The following is a 14405-nucleotide window of genomic DNA, read 5'->3' as shown; positions in this document are numbered from 1 at the left end:
TCGTAGACTCCGTGTCGGCGAATGTAATAGGAAGATACTTGTTAGAAGAAAAGAGAGTTTAGCTCGCATGGAATATCCCCGCCGAACCCTCCTCGGTGGTATCGCTACGACGGCAACCATCGCGCTCACCGGTGCCAGCGCGAGCGCCACTGACGAGTCCTCCACTGACACTGATACTGACGGTGCAACCGATGCCGATACGGTCGCGCTCGAGTCGGTTCTTGCGTATCTCCCAGCATCAGCCGGTGGTGAGTCACTCGTCGTCAACGCAGTCGACTACACCCGACGGCGTGAGGCCGATGAACCACACGAACAACGACCACACGTCCCAGCTATCGATGTCGATCCTGATTCGATCGCTACTGAGGTCTCTGTCGCCAGCTTCGATGACGACGACTACCGCCAACCGATTCGCATACTCGCCGGAGCGTTCGAAATCGAAGACGACAGCGAAACAGCCGAAACCGACGACGGCCACGAGTATGACCGATACGAAGTCGACACAGGCGACGGATTCGTCGCCAGTCTCGACGACCTCCTGTTCGTCGTCGACGATGAGGCTGTTCTCGACGATGCGCTTAGCGCAGTCGATGGCGACACCGATAGTCTGCTCGAGACCGACGACGAACTCGCCGACGCGATCGATCGCGTCGGTGACGCCGATAGCTACACAGTCCAGTTCACCGACGAATCGCTGCTCGCTGACCCCGACGATGACGGGGGCGACATAGTGTACGTCGCGTACGGCGAAACTGTCATTGACAGCGACACGATCGAGTTGTCCTACGTCATCGCCTTCGACGACGAGGACGAGATCACTGACGAAGTCATCGAACTGATCGAAGCAGACTTCGCATACATGTCAACCGAAAGTGAACCGACAGCTGACGTTGACGGTCGATTCGTCTCGCTTACCGTCGAACGCGACCTCGAGGCCGAGCGTGAGATTCGAGACCACGAGAGCCCCGGTTCGTTCCGGGTCGATGAGGTCGACCCCGACGACGACCTCCTCGAGATCGAACTTCGACGCGGCGATCCGACGCCAGTCGAGGATCTAACCCTCGAGGTTAACGACGAGGAGTACGATGCCGACATCTGGGCCGACGGCCACGGAACGATCGAGGAAGGCGATACGATCGTCATCGAGATGGATGCTGTCGAGCCCAACACCTCGATTCGAATGCAACACGATCACGAGATGGGGTCGAGCGGCAGCGCAACGACCATCTTCAACTCCTTCCACTTCGAGTTCGAGTACGACTACGAGGCTGAAACAATCGATGTTACGTACCTCGATGAGTTCCCGCTCGAGGGTGAGGACATCCATCTCGTCGTCTACGATGAGTCTCCACACGGACACATCACAGACGACGGTGAACGGGTCGAACCTGAACCACAATACAAACACCAACCCTGGGACGGCGTGCTCGAGGCGGGTGCCGAGACGACGCTCGACGAGATCAAACCTGGTGACCAGCTCCTTGTCACCTGGGGCGGCACGTCGAGTCAGGACTCACTGAACCAGTACCAGATCAACCCACCAGGCGTCGTTGACTTCGAGTACGAGTATGCGGACGAACAGCTCGTCGCGACTCTCGAGACCGATGTCGAACAGCCAGCTGAGGCGTACGAACTGCTCATCGAGGACGAACCCGCCGACACACAGTGGGCCGACGAGTACGAAACGCTCACAGACGGCGACGACGCAACGATTGCACTGTCCGTCGAAAGCAACCATCGAGTCTCGGTTGTCTGGGGCGATGACGACTTGCATGTCGGCGCAACACAAACCAGCCCGTCGATTGAACTCGAGTATGATGACGGGAGCGTCGAACACGCCGGTGGCGACGAACTCTCGGCTGCAGACCTCGAACTCGATATCTGGAGTGATGATGGCAGCGAGCAACTCTCGCTTGCAGACGAAGTCGACGGGACGTTCGAAGCGGGCGACACGGTCGACCTCGGTGTCGACGATGCCAGAGACGTTACGCTCCGATACGACGAGCAGTCACACGTCGGGTCGGTGTTCGTCGAGCAGTAATCACAACCGATACGCTGGAATCTCCACTGATCCCAGTTCCCGGTTGTGTCGACAGCCAGCCGATGTGTCCACTATGCGGACGCGACACCTTTTTGGTCTCATACTCGAGCATGTCCAGTGATGACTCTTGCCGAACGGATCGCTACTTTCAGGGCCCATCTCGAGGAGTGGCTCCGCGGACTGTATCACGGGATGATTTCGCATCCAGCGTACGAAAAGATCGAATCGGAGGCTGAAGATCTCGAGGATGCGTTCATGCTCGCGTGCTTTCCTGATGCGTTCGGTGTTCCATCGCCGGTATCGTACTACACCGCCGAACTCCTCCCGTATCTCGAAGACGAGTTCGATGCGTGGGAACGACGTCTCTGGGACCGCAGTACACTCCTCGAGCGAAAGGGCCGCCAATATCACTTCTAATGACGGCGATGGATCGGTACGTTTTCTTCGGCGGGAAAGGCGGTGTTGGTAAGACAACAGTGTCGGCAGCGTACGGGTACCGGTGCGCAGCGGCGGGTCTCGAGACGCTCGTTGTTTCGACGGACCCAGCCCACTCGGTCGGTGACCTCTTTGATCAATCGTTCGGTGATGACCCACGAGCGGTCGACGGCGTGGATAATCTCTTCGCACTCGAGATCGATCCCGAGGAGGAGGTCTCACGCCATCTCACAGATATCAAGCGAACGCTGTCTGATCAGGTGTCAGCGGCGATGGTCAACACGGTCGATAGGCAGATCGAGATGGCACACGGCACGCCCGGTGCATATGAGGCTGCGCTATTCGATCGGTTCGTCACCGTGATGCGCGATACCGACCGCTTCGATCGGATCGTCTTCGATACGTCTCCCACCGGCGGGACGTTACGACTGCTTTCGCTTCCCGACTTGCTCGAGGGGTGGATTACCCGGCTGATGGCGAAACGGCGCAAGAGTATCGACCGCTACGAGAAGGCCGCACTCGGCGGTCGAGAGCCCCGTCGCGTTCTCGAGGGCGATCCCGTTCTTGCCCACCTCGAGCAGCGAAAGGAGTTTTTCGAGTACGCTGGTGAGACGCTGCGCGAAGAGGCGTCGTTCGTCCTCGTGTTCAACCCCGACTCGCTATCCATCAGGGAGACAGAACGCGCGATCGAGGATCTCTCCGAGCAGGGACTCGAGGTTAGCGGACTCGTTGCAAATCGGCTGACACCTGCACCGGATCCCGATGAGGACGGACGCGGAGCACGCTATCTGCGGTCTCGAGTCGCGACCGAACGTGATCGCCTTGAGAGTGCGCACACCGATCTCGAACCACCGGTTGTTGCCGAACTCGAGACACGCGTTACCGAGATTGGTCTCGACGAACTGGACGGTGTCGCCGCCGAACTCGAGATTACTATCTGAGAGACGCGCTCTCGTGCCATGGGCGTTGATCACTTAAATCGCCTGAGAGCAGCGGTGGTGTCAGTATAGCCTCGATTATTCAATACTGACACACAGTCAGTAGTATGAAGGCGAGAACGTACAGAATTGGTGATTTTATCCACACAATTTATATTGTGCTACTCAAATAACCCCCTTGGAAAGGTATGACAGGGGTAATCTGGATCGTCGCGACAATACTCGCGATGTTCACCGTCGGTTATATCGGGTATGGGCGATACCTCTCACGATTCGTCGAACTTGACGACTCGCGCGAGACGCCTGCGCACAAGTATCAGGACGGTCAAGAATACGTCCCATCGAAGAAACCGGTGTTGCTCGGACATCACTTCTCGAGTGTTGCAGGTGGTGCACCAATCGCCGGCCCAATTACCGCTGCGTTCGTCTGGGGCTGGCTGCCAGCAATGTTGTGGGTCGCGATTGGGAATCCTCTGATGGGTGCCGTTCACGACTTCATGTCACTGTCCTCGAGCATTCGCCACGAGGGGAAGTCGATGGGGTACATCATCGGCGAGTATATCGGCGAGCGGGGGAAGAATATGTTCCTCTGGTTTGCGTTTCTCGTCATCATCCTCGTCGTGGCAGTGTTCGCGTTGCTGGTTGCGATTATTCTCGATACGTACCCACCGGCGGCGACGGCGAGCGTGTTGTACATTACGCTCGCGCTGTTTGCCGGGGTCTGGCTGTACCAACTTAACCTGCCGTTCCTCGGTGGAACAGTGTTGTTCGTCCTTGGTGTTTTCGGGAGTATCTGGGTCGGGATCCAGTATCCGATTGCGCTGTTCGAACCGGGCGGAATGGCGGAGAATACGATCGTCTTGTTCCCCGGCGATGGAATGTGGGTCCCCGGTGCGACCGTGTTAGAGAGCGGCAACACTGCCGCGTGGATCATCGTTGGCTTGTTGTACGCCTTCGTTGCCAGCATCCTGCCAGTGTGGGTCTTGCTCCAACCGCGTGATTATCTCTCGTCATTCCTGCTGTATGCAGGTGTCGGCGGAGCGCTCGTCGCAATCGGGATCGGGACGTTCTTCGGAACGTCCGATGAGCCCCTGACAACGGAGCTTCCAGCGTATACGAGCTTCTTTGGCGGCGACCTCGCGCCTGCAGCGATGCCGCTGTTCCCGCTGTTGTTCATCACGATCGCCTGCGGGACGATCAGTGGCTTTCACTCGCTTGTCTCGTCGGGAACGACCTCAAAGCAACTCAACCGCGAGAGCGATGCTCGTCTGATTGGCTACGGCGGAATGCTTGCTGAAGGACTGCTCGCGGCAGTCGCGCTAGCAGCGGTGTCCGTCATCGCTATCGAAGTCGACCCAGAGGATGTAGATGGAATCGGTGCGGCACTTCCCAACTTCGCCGAGGGTGGTGGCCTCATCCTGACGAGTCTCAACATTCCGTTCCAGTACGGTGAGATCTTCATGGCGCTGGTCTTCGTTAGCTTCCTGTTGACGAGTCTCGACACTGGCCTCCGTCTTGGCCGGTACATGATCGAAGAACTCATCGGAACGCCCGAGACCGATGTCGAGAAGACCGCCTCGAACAAGTACGTCAACACCGCAATCGCAACGTTCGCCGCGTTCATCCTCGTCTCGAGCGGCCAATGGGACGAACTGTGGCCGCTGTTTGGCGGCGCAAATCAGTTGCTTGCTGCGCTCGCCTTGCTAACAGCGACGGTTTGGTTGGCGAACTGGAAGGATACCAAACAGCTCGTGAGTACCGGTGTTCCGGTCGTCATCATGACGATCATCACCATCTGCGGTCTCCTATGGCTGGTTGTCTACGATAACGTCTACCAGAACTTCATGGACGGAGACTGGTGGGCAGAGGCGACATTCCTCGAAATTGCGTCGGCTGGGACCAGAGTGCTTATCGCGTTGGTTCTCATCTGGCTCGCAATTTCGATCCTTCGAATGGGGTACGAGCACCTCCAGACGAAGCGCGATGACTTGCTCGAGACAGATCCTGGCCAAACGCCGGGAGACGACGACTAACGGAAGACGGTCTTCCGAAACCGGGTCAACAATCCGCTTTTTTCCTCAGGTGCGTCCCAGAGTCGAAACGCCTCGCCGATCTCCGTTCGGTCGCTCGCGACGAGATGCTCGCGTTCAGGGGCAACAACGCAACAGTGTATCTCGTAGTGTCCGTAGAATCCGAAACGGATCAGCGTCCGATCAGTGAAGCCATCGACGAACGCCTTGACGTCGTCAGTCACTTTTGGCGCGATCAACACGAACGTAAACTCCGTCGCTCGATGCTGGTCGTTCGCCTCAACTCGTTTGTCCGCCAGTTCGTGGCCGAGGTCAATTACACGCTCCAGATCGTGAACGGTTACACTCGAGCGCCGGTCCGCGTAGAGAAATTCGCGCATATGATGATTTGCGTACTGGACTGACGGGTGAAACAGGTGTTTGCTGCTTTCGACTCTGAGTTCCCCAGACAGGTCGAACGATTCGCCGGCGACACGAGTGTCCTTTTCGAGATCATAGGTATGCATGAGCCGATCACTCACGCGATCAATGTACTCGTCATCCCACACAGGGACGTTCTCGAGTAGTTCCGCTGGAAGGTCGGTCTGCCTTGCCCGTTCGTCCTCGGCATTGTCACCGGTTTGTTCGCGCTCGGTTCCGTCCATGGCTGGTGATGCCACGGGGGCGAGAAAAGTGCGTCGGCGTTAGACGAGTTCGTCGACAGTGAATTTTAGTGGCGCAAATCGTTTCCCATTGCGAGACGTACGAAAACTCATGGCAACCGACCGCGAAGCCTGCGGCCGCTGCTCGATGTCGACCGCCGTCGACGTTGCGAACGCGGGTCGAGACGACGACGAACGAAGTGAACGCGACCCTTACGGCGACGAACGCGACTTGCGAATGGTCTCGCCCGGCTATTGGCTCTTGCGACTCACTGACCGGGCCCATCGAGCAGTCACGCGATTTGTTTGGAACCACTAGCACAACTCACACTCAAGGTACTCGAGCGATCAGTTCGTTGTGATAATCTCGATGACGTCACGCGATTCGACCTCGTAATCCTTGCCGAGCTGGCGGTTTGACCGACAGTCGATGGCGTGGAGAAAGCCGTCGCCAATGTCGGAGTGGAGACTGTATGCGAAGTCTTCGGCGGTCGAGTTCGGCGGGATCAAGTAACAGTCCGGCAGGACTTCGCCGCGTTCGTTCCCCAGTCCATTCGCACCGCCAGGGAAGACGGGCGTCACGCCAAGAACGTCGAACAAGGCCGTCTCGAGGGCTGCCTGGACGCCCGTCGCGCCGTACTCGGAGAGGAAGTCACGAATCTGTTCTAAGCCTTCCTCCTGGTCACCTGAGACATCACCCGTGATCTCGAAGTCAGAATCGCCGGGCCGGTAGTCGACGACACTGGCTTTGTCGGCGGACTTGAGCGCTTTTTCGGCGTGGGCGCTACAGGGGACAATCGTCAGGTGCTCGTACTCCGGATCGGTCGTGATCTCCTCGTAGTTCGCCTGCGCCTCGGGCGTGTCCATCTTGTTCGCCGCGATGACCATCGGCTTGGTCTCCGTTCGGATTTCGCGGGCCAACTCGAGTCGGTCGTCGTCCTCCCACTCCTCGGGGTCGAAGCCGATGTCGACGCGCCGGATCAGGCGTTTGATCTCGTCTTCGTTGGTCTTGAACGCGCTCATCTGCTCGGCGAGTTCTTCCTCGATGGCGTCGTCTTCGGTCGTGTAGCCCGACTCGTACCTATTAATTCCCTTCTCGAGGATGTCGAGATACCACTGGTCGAGTTCCTCCTCCAAGAAGGCGATATCGTCGCGCGGGTCGTGGCCCTCAGTGGCTTCGCCCTCGATGTCGGTTTTGCCGGAGAAATCGACGACGTGGACGAGGACGTCGGTTTCGTTCAGGTCAGAGAGGAACTGGTTGCCGAGGCCGGCGCCTTCGTGTGCGCCGGGAATGAGCCCGGCCACGTCGACGAGTTTCGTTGGGACGAAGCGAGTGCCGTGGTCGCAGTAGCCGACATTCGGCGTGCACTCCTCATCGAATTCGGGGGCGGCACAGTCGACGCGGACGTAGGCTTCGCCGACGCTTGGGTCGATCGTCGTAAACGGGTACGCGCCCTCTGGCACGTCGTTCATCGTCGCCGCGTTGAAAAAGGAGGACTTGCCGACAGAGGGTTTGCCGACGAGTCCGATTCGGTAACTCTTACTCATTACCCCGTCTGCGCGAGCGCCACCTAAACGGGTTTCTCTCCGCTCCAGCAGTGCTAGGTTGTCTCATCACACAGGCTTGCTGAATCGGTGTGCGTTACTTCGGGCTGCTCGTAATTGCTCGCCAACTCCAACCGGCAAGGCCGAGCCAGACGAGTACGAGCACGCCAAACAGTGCCCATTGCTGGGTCGCCGTGTCCGCGACCGGCGCAAAGATGCTCACTAAGCCAGTTGCTTGCATCAAGGCAATCGCGACGAGTAACAGCCCAAAAATCGAGACAGCCGCGATTCCCAGCCAGTTGCGAGCCATCCACTGTCCCTCGCGTTCGGCTTCCTGCCTATCATTGGTCGGCTTCTCCGTCGGCTCTTCGTCGGGACTGGACATGACGAATACTACCACCGACCGCCGGGAAACGGTTGCACCTGCAGCTTCCGGCCCGACGCTGTCACTCGAGGATGTCCTCGAGTGCGTCCATCGTCTCCGTTACTCGCTCGAGACGGGCATTGTGACCCATGTGACCGATACGGAGAATGTCGTCAGTCTGCTCGCCAAGCCCAGTTGCGAGGACGATATCGTGCTCGTCGCGCATCGCCTCCTGTAGCTCCGTGGCGCGACCGTCAACCTCGAGTGCGGTGACGGTCGGGGAGGCGGCTGACTCGGTCGCGTACGTCTCGAGCCCCATCTCGGCACCACGTTCGCGACAGTACTCGGCAGCCGCTTCGTGGCGCTCGAAAACGTTCTCGAGGCCTTCTTCGAGCACCAACTCCGTCGCGGTCTCGAGACCAGCAATGTTCGCCGAGAGGTGCGTATACGGGAACCACTCGTCCTCGACGGCGGTCCGCCAGGGCTCGAGATTGGTGTACAGCGAGTTTGTCTCGGTGGCTTCGATGCGGTCCCATGCGCGCTCGCTGATCGCACAGGTTGTCAGCCCCGGCGGCGCGCTGAAACATTTCTGGCTCGCGCCGAGACAGATATCGATTCGATTGGTTGGCACCGGCGTCCCGCCGAGTGAGGAGACGGCATCGACGACCGAGAGCACGCCGTGGTCGTCGAGTACATCCAGAATTGGCTCGAGGTCGTTTAGCATGCCGGTGGGCGTCTCGCAGTGGACCATCGTCGCCACGTCGATGGGGTCGCCAGCGTCGGCCGCGCGCTCGAGTTCGGCGGCGACGGCGTCGGGCTCGAGCGGCTCACGCCAGGACTGTTCGCAGACGACGGCCTCACCGCCGTAGTCGGTCACGAAGTCGGCGAATCCGTCGCCGTAGAGGCCATTTGAGAGACAACACACGCGATCACCCGGCGAGACCAGCGAGGCAATTGCAGCCTCGAGACCCAAAATCCCTTCGCCGCCGAGGACGACCACGTCGCGGCCCGTTTTCTCGCTGCGTTCGCCCGTAGTCGACTCCTCGCCGCCTGCACCGTAAATTTGCTCGAGGCTGTCAGTCAGCGAGCGATAGGTATCGAAGAATTCGGGTTCGACGTCGGGATTTGGCATTGGTTCGGCCATCCGCTCGCGAACTGCGGCTGGGACGGCGGTCGGACCGGGGGTCATTCGAAGTGGGTCGTCAGCCATGGGAGTACTCAGGGTTGGACAGCGTTAAATCCCGACCGTCTCGCGTCTCTTGTGCAGGGTTCCGCGTACGAACGGCGTCGCAGGGAAGACACCGAACGAAAGCCGTTCAATCTCGTCGACTGCGAAGCCATCGTGGCTGACGAACAGCCCAACAGTGTCGCGATTCAGGTGACAGCCACCGGCAGCGCGCTTCCATACCGGAGTCAGGAGGTTCTGCCCAGTTTCACGCCAGCCATCTGCTCGGACGTGCTCGAGAAAGCGAAACTCGCCACCCGGTCGGAGGACGCGGAAAACCTCAGAAAGAGCGGCTTCGGGCTCTTGGACGGTACAAAAGACCATACTCGAGATGACGACGTCGAAGGCGTCGTCCGGGTAGGGCAACGACTCGGCGCGGGCATCCCGAAGCTCGACCGCAAGCCCGGTTTCTTGCGCTGTGGCGACTGCTCGCTCGCGCATATGTGGATCCGGCTCGATTGCGTGATACTCGAGTGTGTCGGTCGCTGCCTCCTCGGCGACGAATGGGAACATCGCGCCGTTTCCGGCCCCAATCTCGAGGACGCGTCCGGCCAGTTCGACGGCGAGTGACTCGCGATGTGGGCCAAGCAATAGTCGCTGGGGAAGCAGGTCATAGAGCGCGGCGAAACGCGGGTGAGCGATATCGTGTACCGTCTCGCTGTCCGAACCGGTGTCGCTCGAGTCAGTGTGGGAGGACATATCTCTCCATACGTGCGGAAACCGGGTAATCGTTTGCTCGTCGCTAGCGAATCGTCTTCGGAATCCGATCAATGACGTCCGTCGCGACCATGCCGGGGCCGTACTCAGCCGTTGCCAGTTCGCCGCTTTTGCCGAGAATCCAGGCAGCCAGTTCCGCGGCCTCCTGTCGATCAAGGCCTTGCCCGAGCAACGATGCAGTGATCCCGGCGAGTGTATCGCCCGTTCCAGCCACTGCCAGTGCCGATGTTCCCGTCTCATTTGTCAGGCGCTCGCCCGCGGTGACGATTTCGTCCACCTCGCCAGTCAGGGTAATCACTGCGCCCGTCTCCTCGGTGAACGCCTCGAGTGAGTCGTACGCGTCGTAAATCGGGCCGTCTTCGGACCCACTTGGGGTCAAGACAGCGTTCGAGAGGTCGGCCTCGAGTGCGGGTTTGATCGCGAGCGCGTCGACGACGACGGGGACATCGGTTGCGTCGATTGCCTCGCAGATGGCGTCGGAATCGGCATCGACTAATCCGGGGCCAATGACGAGCACGTCGGCCCACTCACTCCACTCAGTGACCTGCTCGATGGTGTCTGCGGTGAAGCGTTCGCCCGAGTACCTGCTTGCAAGGAGGTCTGGTGACTGGCTTGCGACGATTTCATAGATGTGTTCTGTCACTAGCGTGCGGACGTGATCTGAGCCGGTCCGGAGTGCTGCGAGACCAACAATTGCTGGCTGCGTCGGATAGTCGATACTGCCGCCAACGACCACAACACGGCCGTTATCGACGCCGGTCATCTCAGAAACGTTCGAAAGCGTTCGTTGCAGTCGTCCCATACCGTTCCTGGTGGTGCGGGCTGGGTAGGCGTTTGGCAGGCGTGTTCGGGCACCTACTCGAGACCGTTACCTCTTTCATCGGTCTCATCATGCGGATCTCTTATCGGTGTGAGCCGCGTCGAGCGCGGGCAGTGCCAATCAGCACGTCGGAGACGCAGTCACAGTCCGTACGTCTGACCGATGTCCTCATCGACAACGACCACGTTCTCGAATTCGAATCGTGCACCGCCGTCCGTGCCGGTCGCGGCCGACACACTCCAGCCATGAGCGTTGGCAATATCACGAACGATTGAAAGCCCAAACCCTGTCCCGGTTCGTGCGGTCGTATACCCCCGTTCGAACAGCAGTTCCAACTCGTCACCCGACTCTGACAGGCCGGAGCCGTCATCGACAACGGCGAACCCAGTTCCGGTCCACTCGAGGCGAACTGTCAGCGACGGGTCCGCGGCAGTGTTGTCCGCTTCGTTCCTCGCGTCTGAGGAGTGGTGGTCGGGCAGTCCGTGTTCGATTGCATTTCGAAACAGATTCTCGAGTAACCGCTGCAGGCGCTCGGGGTCAGCGTACACGCGGCGTGTCGTCTCTACCTCGAGGGTGGCATCCTTGGTGTCGACCGTCTTCCAGGCTTGTCTCGCGACCGCACGCAAGCCGACGGGCTCTGGCGATTCGACGGAGCGACCCTGCAGGACGAACTCCCGGATTTCGTCGATCAGCCGGCTGATGCGCTCGAGCGATCGTTCGCAGGCATCGATTGCCTCGCGGTCGTACTCCGTCTGCAAAACGTCGATATAGCCCTGAGCGACGTTAACCGGATTTCGCAGGTCATGGGTCAACACTTCGGCGAATTCCGAGAGGCGCTCGTTGTGGCGCTCGAGTTCCTTCCGAGAGGTGACGCGATCGGTGATATCGAGCGTGACACCGACGACGCCGGCCACACGTCCGTCCGTGTCGTACCATGGCGCTTTCGTCGTCGATGTATACAATTCCTGACCCGTGCCCGTTCTGGTCGCCTCAATGCGTCCCGTGATCGTCGCTTCGTTGTCGATGACCGTTCGGTCGTCCTCGATTGCCTCCTCAGCGAGCGCCGTCGCGTAGAGATCGAAGTCCGTCTTCCCGATGAGGTCCTCGGCATGAGGGTGAATCTTTCCCTCGTTGTTCTCGATGAACGCTTCGGGGTTGTTCTTCGTCATGTACTCACTGACTCGCTCGTGTCGACTCGCTCTGTCCTTGAAGTAGATCGAAATCGGCAGGTGCTCCAGTAACGACTCGAGCATCGCTGCGTCGCGTTCTAAGGATTGTATCCGTCGAGTTCGCTCGGTATCTTCGATAACGGTTCCGACGAGTTCTTCGCCCGCTGGCCGCCATTGTACGTGAAACGTTCGCCGCCCGCCGTCGTCTGCGGCGACTGAAAACTGCATCTCTCGAGGCTGCTCGACCGTCGCCAGTTCGTTCGCCACCCGGTCGCGATGGGCTGGCGTGATGAGGTCAGTAAACGGACTCCCCTCGAGCGCAGCGGGATCTGTTCCGAATAGTTTCCCGAGCGATGGCGTCACGTACGTGAGAATGCCATCGCGGACGAGACACTGCCCTGCTCCACCAGCTTTCGCCACTCGAGTTGCATCCCGACAGCGTCGGTACTGATCGACAGCCGACCGACACGTCTCAACTAGCGTCTCCGTGGGCGCGTCGCGTCGAACGTAGGCCGTCGCATCCACGTCGAACAGCACCGCACCGACTGCCGCTTGCGGTTGCTCCCCCACGACGATGACCGGACACGCCTGATCACGTGCTCGGATCGCCTCACAGATCTCGAGTCTGCTCTCATCCGCTTGCTCAAACGCCATCACGACTCCCTCGAACGGCTCCGCATCGAATCGCTCGAGTGCCGCTGTCGCGTCGGCCACTTCCTCGAATGTGAAGCCACCAGCACGCAATGCGTCGCGCTGTGATCGCCGTCGCAGTGGCTCACTGACGACCAGGAGTCGGTCACTTGTTGACACACTTCACGTCCCGCTGTAGAGCACTAAATAAGTATGGATAAATAGTGTATTAATTATGTGTCGACATCCAATTATCAACCGGGTAAACCGATCAGTGGGGCCCGAGTGCGGATCGTCCTCGAGCAAGCCGTCCGTTCCGATGGGTACACCGTGAGTAGGAGACTGCACCTCATCTCAGGGCCAGAGTCCGCGCGCGTCATGCGCCGCGGCGATACGCGAGAGAGCAACAACGTAGGCTGCATCTCGCCAGCGAATGTCCTGGTCGTCGACTTCCGAGCGCACGTCGTTCCAAGCCCGAACCATCTCTGTCTCGAGTTCGTCGTTGACGCGCTTGAGACTCCACGATCGCCGGTTGATGTCCTGCAGCCACTCGAAGTAACTCACCGTCACCCCGCCGGCGTTCGCGAGGATGTCGGGGACGACAGTGATACCGCGTTCCTCGAGGATCGAATCGGCAGCGAACGTTGTCGGCCCGTTCGCGCCTTCGACGACGATATCTGCCTGAATCTGACCGGCGTTTTCGGCCGTGATTGCGTTCCCAACGGCCGCTGGAATCAACACATCGACGTCGAGTTCGAGCAGTGCCTCGTTCTCGAGGACATCGTCTGCGTTGCGAGTGACGGCCTCGGGTTCCTCATCGTGGGATGGGATCGAGGCGACATCCAGCCCGTCCGGTTCGTAGACCGCGCCGTTAACGTCTGAGACGGCGACGACGGTTGCACCCCACTCCTCGAGCAAGCGGGCGGCGCTCGCGCCGACGCTGCCGAAGCCTTGGACGGCGACGGTGGTCTCAGAGAGCGGCTGGTCTTCGTACTCGCAGGTCTCACGGGTGACGATCGCAACGCTGCGGCCGGGGGCTTCCTCGCGGCCGTAGGAGCCGCCGACTGCGGGCGGTTTCCCGGTAACGACGCCCGGAATTGTCTCGCCTTCTTGCATGCTGTAGGCGTCCATAATCCAGGCCATCGTCGCGGGATCGGTCCCCATATCAGGAGCCGGAATATCTCTGTTCGGCCCGATCGCATCGCGAATTTCCTGTGTGAACCGGCGCGTGAGTCGTTCCTTTTCGGCTGCTGAGAGCGATTTCGGGTCGACGACGATGCCGCCTTTCGCGCCGCCGAAGGGGAGGTCCATAACGGCACACTTCCACGTCATCCACATCGAGAGGCCGACACATTCGTCGCGGCTCACCTCGGGATGGTAGCGCAGTCCACCCTTGTACGGACCGCGCACGCTGTCGTGTTGGGCGCGGTAGCCAGTAAACACCTCGACGGTCCCGTCGTCGCGCTCGAGTGGAATCGTCACCTCGTGGACCTTTGCGGGATGGGCGAGTCGCTCTCGAATCGCCTCGTCAATCTCGAGTTGCGAACCTGCGCGAGCAAGCTGTCGGCGCGCCGTCTCGAGGGCGGTTTCGGGTTCTGTCTCCGTCTGTGACTCCGCATCCGTTGCTGTCGTCGATGCGTCGCTCGTCGATGCCGACTGCTCGTGAGAGGCCATTGTATTACTCAATCGGTGTTTGCCGGTTTCGCATGTCTGCACCGCAGTTCGGGCAGGATTTCGGGGTTGCTGTGTTCACAACGGTTCCACACTCAAAGCACTCATACGACGATTCCTCACGTGGGTCGAAATAGACGTCTTTCATGGATGGAGTCAGGCCGACTTCGATTTAAGAA

14 protein-coding genes are annotated in these 14405 nt (G+C 59.7%); 5 read left to right on the top strand and 9 right to left on the bottom strand.

Features of this window, described 5'->3' with window-relative positions; translation table 11 throughout:
- Nucleotides 1–67 precede the first annotated feature (67 nt).
- The 4 genes from G6M89_RS02675 to G6M89_RS02660 all read left to right on the top strand — a co-directional run bounded on the left by G6M89_RS02675 (nt 68) and on the right by G6M89_RS02660 (nt 5447).
- A complete protein-coding gene (locus G6M89_RS02675) occupies nt 68–2041 on the top strand; it encodes a hypothetical protein (protein WP_165160246.1) in 1974 nt (657 codons plus the stop codon).
- A gap of 120 nt (nt 2042–2161) precedes the next feature.
- Complete coding sequence (locus G6M89_RS02670) at nt 2162–2458, top strand: hypothetical protein (RefSeq protein ID WP_165160245.1); 297 nt, start codon at nt 2162–2164, stop codon at nt 2456–2458.
- 8 nt (nt 2459–2466) lie between these two features.
- The gene (locus tag G6M89_RS02665; protein WP_165160244.1) at nt 2467–3417 is read left to right on the top strand and encodes a TRC40/GET3/ArsA family transport-energizing ATPase; all 951 of its coding nucleotides are present in this window, start codon (nt 2467–2469) and stop codon (nt 3415–3417) included.
- Nucleotides 3418–3602: 185 nt separating this feature from the next.
- Nucleotides 3603–5447: a carbon starvation protein A gene (locus G6M89_RS02660; RefSeq protein ID WP_165160243.1), complete on the top strand. Its 1845-nt coding sequence runs from the start codon at nt 3603–3605 to the stop codon at nt 5445–5447.
- Here G6M89_RS02660 and G6M89_RS02655 read toward each other — a convergent pair.
- Nucleotides 5444–6088 (bottom strand): hypothetical protein, encoded by a 645-nt coding sequence (locus G6M89_RS02655; protein WP_165160242.1) that lies wholly within the window; start codon nt 6086–6088, stop codon nt 5444–5446. The genes G6M89_RS02660 and G6M89_RS02655 overlap by 4 nt on opposite strands.
- Before the next feature lie 109 nt (nt 6089–6197).
- Between G6M89_RS02655 and G6M89_RS02650 the strand changes: the two genes are divergently transcribed.
- Nucleotides 6198–6404, top strand: a complete 207-nt coding sequence (locus tag G6M89_RS02650) for a hypothetical protein (protein ID WP_165160241.1) — start codon at nt 6198–6200, stop codon at nt 6402–6404.
- Between the two features lie 29 nt (nt 6405–6433).
- Here the strand turns inward: G6M89_RS02650 and G6M89_RS02645 are convergent, their stop codons facing one another.
- From G6M89_RS02645 to G6M89_RS02610, 8 genes are all read right to left on the bottom strand, one after another.
- Complete coding sequence (locus tag G6M89_RS02645; protein WP_165160240.1) at nt 6434–7633, bottom strand: redox-regulated ATPase YchF; 1200 nt, start codon at nt 7631–7633, stop codon at nt 6434–6436.
- Between the two features lie 94 nt (nt 7634–7727).
- Entirely contained in the window at nt 7728–8015 is a 288-nt protein-coding gene (locus G6M89_RS02640; RefSeq protein ID WP_165160239.1) for a hypothetical protein, read from the bottom strand.
- A gap of 61 nt (nt 8016–8076) precedes the next feature.
- Nucleotides 8077–9204: an alanine--glyoxylate aminotransferase family protein gene (locus G6M89_RS02635; protein WP_165160238.1), complete on the bottom strand. Its 1128-nt coding sequence runs from the start codon at nt 9202–9204 to the stop codon at nt 8077–8079.
- A gap of 24 nt (nt 9205–9228) precedes the next feature.
- Nucleotides 9229–9918 carry a class I SAM-dependent methyltransferase gene (locus G6M89_RS02630; RefSeq protein WP_165160237.1) on the bottom strand — a complete coding sequence of 230 codons (690 nt, stop codon included), beginning with the start codon at nt 9916–9918 and terminating at the stop codon, nt 9229–9231.
- Between the two features lie 43 nt (nt 9919–9961).
- A complete protein-coding gene (locus G6M89_RS02625; RefSeq protein ID WP_165160236.1) occupies nt 9962–10738 on the bottom strand; it encodes an NAD(P)H-hydrate dehydratase in 777 nt (258 codons plus the stop codon).
- A 158-nt stretch (nt 10739–10896) separates the two neighbouring features.
- Nucleotides 10897–12735 (bottom strand): PAS domain-containing protein, encoded by a 1839-nt coding sequence (locus tag G6M89_RS02620; RefSeq protein WP_165160235.1) that lies wholly within the window; start codon nt 12733–12735, stop codon nt 10897–10899.
- Between the two features lie 174 nt (nt 12736–12909).
- Complete coding sequence (gene gdhB / locus G6M89_RS02615) at nt 12910–14229, bottom strand: glutamate dehydrogenase GdhB (RefSeq protein ID WP_165160234.1); 1320 nt, start codon at nt 14227–14229, stop codon at nt 12910–12912.
- A gap of 4 nt (nt 14230–14233) precedes the next feature.
- Nucleotides 14234–14374, bottom strand: a complete 141-nt coding sequence (locus tag G6M89_RS02610) for a rubrerythrin-like domain-containing protein (RefSeq protein ID WP_165160233.1) — start codon at nt 14372–14374, stop codon at nt 14234–14236.
- Nucleotides 14375–14405: the final 31 nt, after the last annotated feature.

The organism is Natronolimnobius sp. AArcel1 (assembly GCF_011043775.1).
In the GTDB taxonomy this organism is placed as follows: Archaea; Halobacteriota; Halobacteria; order Halobacteriales; family Natrialbaceae; genus Natronolimnobius.
Note: the sequence above shows the minus strand (reverse complement) of the source record. Positions and strands in the feature narration are given on the sequence as shown.

Excerpts from the sequence above, each read along its gene's own strand:
- G6M89_RS02675 (WP_165160246.1), top strand. The coding sequence starts at position 68 with ATGGAATATCCCCGCCGAACCCTCCTCGGTGGTATCGCTACGACGGCA.
- G6M89_RS02670 (WP_165160245.1), top strand. The coding sequence starts at position 2,162 with ATGACTCTTGCCGAACGGATCGCTACTTTCAGGGCCCATCTCGAGGAG.
- G6M89_RS02665 (WP_165160244.1), top strand. The coding sequence starts at position 2,467 with ATGGATCGGTACGTTTTCTTCGGCGGGAAAGGCGGTGTTGGTAAGACA.
- G6M89_RS02660 (WP_165160243.1), top strand. The coding sequence starts at position 3,603 with ATGACAGGGGTAATCTGGATCGTCGCGACAATACTCGCGATGTTCACC.
- G6M89_RS02655 (WP_165160242.1), bottom strand. The coding sequence starts at position 6,088 with ATGGACGGAACCGAGCGCGAACAAACCGGTGACAATGCCGAGGACGAA.
- G6M89_RS02650 (WP_165160241.1), top strand. The coding sequence starts at position 6,198 with ATGGCAACCGACCGCGAAGCCTGCGGCCGCTGCTCGATGTCGACCGCC.
- G6M89_RS02645 (WP_165160240.1), bottom strand. The coding sequence starts at position 7,633 with ATGAGTAAGAGTTACCGAATCGGACTCGTCGGCAAACCCTCTGTCGGC.
- G6M89_RS02640 (WP_165160239.1), bottom strand. The coding sequence starts at position 8,015 with ATGTCCAGTCCCGACGAAGAGCCGACGGAGAAGCCGACCAATGATAGG.
- G6M89_RS02635 (WP_165160238.1), bottom strand. The coding sequence starts at position 9,204 with ATGGCTGACGACCCACTTCGAATGACCCCCGGTCCGACCGCCGTCCCA.
- G6M89_RS02630 (WP_165160237.1), bottom strand. The coding sequence starts at position 9,918 with ATGTCCTCCCACACTGACTCGAGCGACACCGGTTCGGACAGCGAGACG.
- G6M89_RS02625 (WP_165160236.1), bottom strand. The coding sequence starts at position 10,738 with ATGGGACGACTGCAACGAACGCTTTCGAACGTTTCTGAGATGACCGGC.
- gdhB (WP_165160234.1), bottom strand. The coding sequence starts at position 14,229 with ATGGCCTCTCACGAGCAGTCGGCATCGACGAGCGACGCATCGACGACA.
- G6M89_RS02610 (WP_165160233.1), bottom strand. The coding sequence starts at position 14,374 with ATGAAAGACGTCTATTTCGACCCACGTGAGGAATCGTCGTATGAGTGC.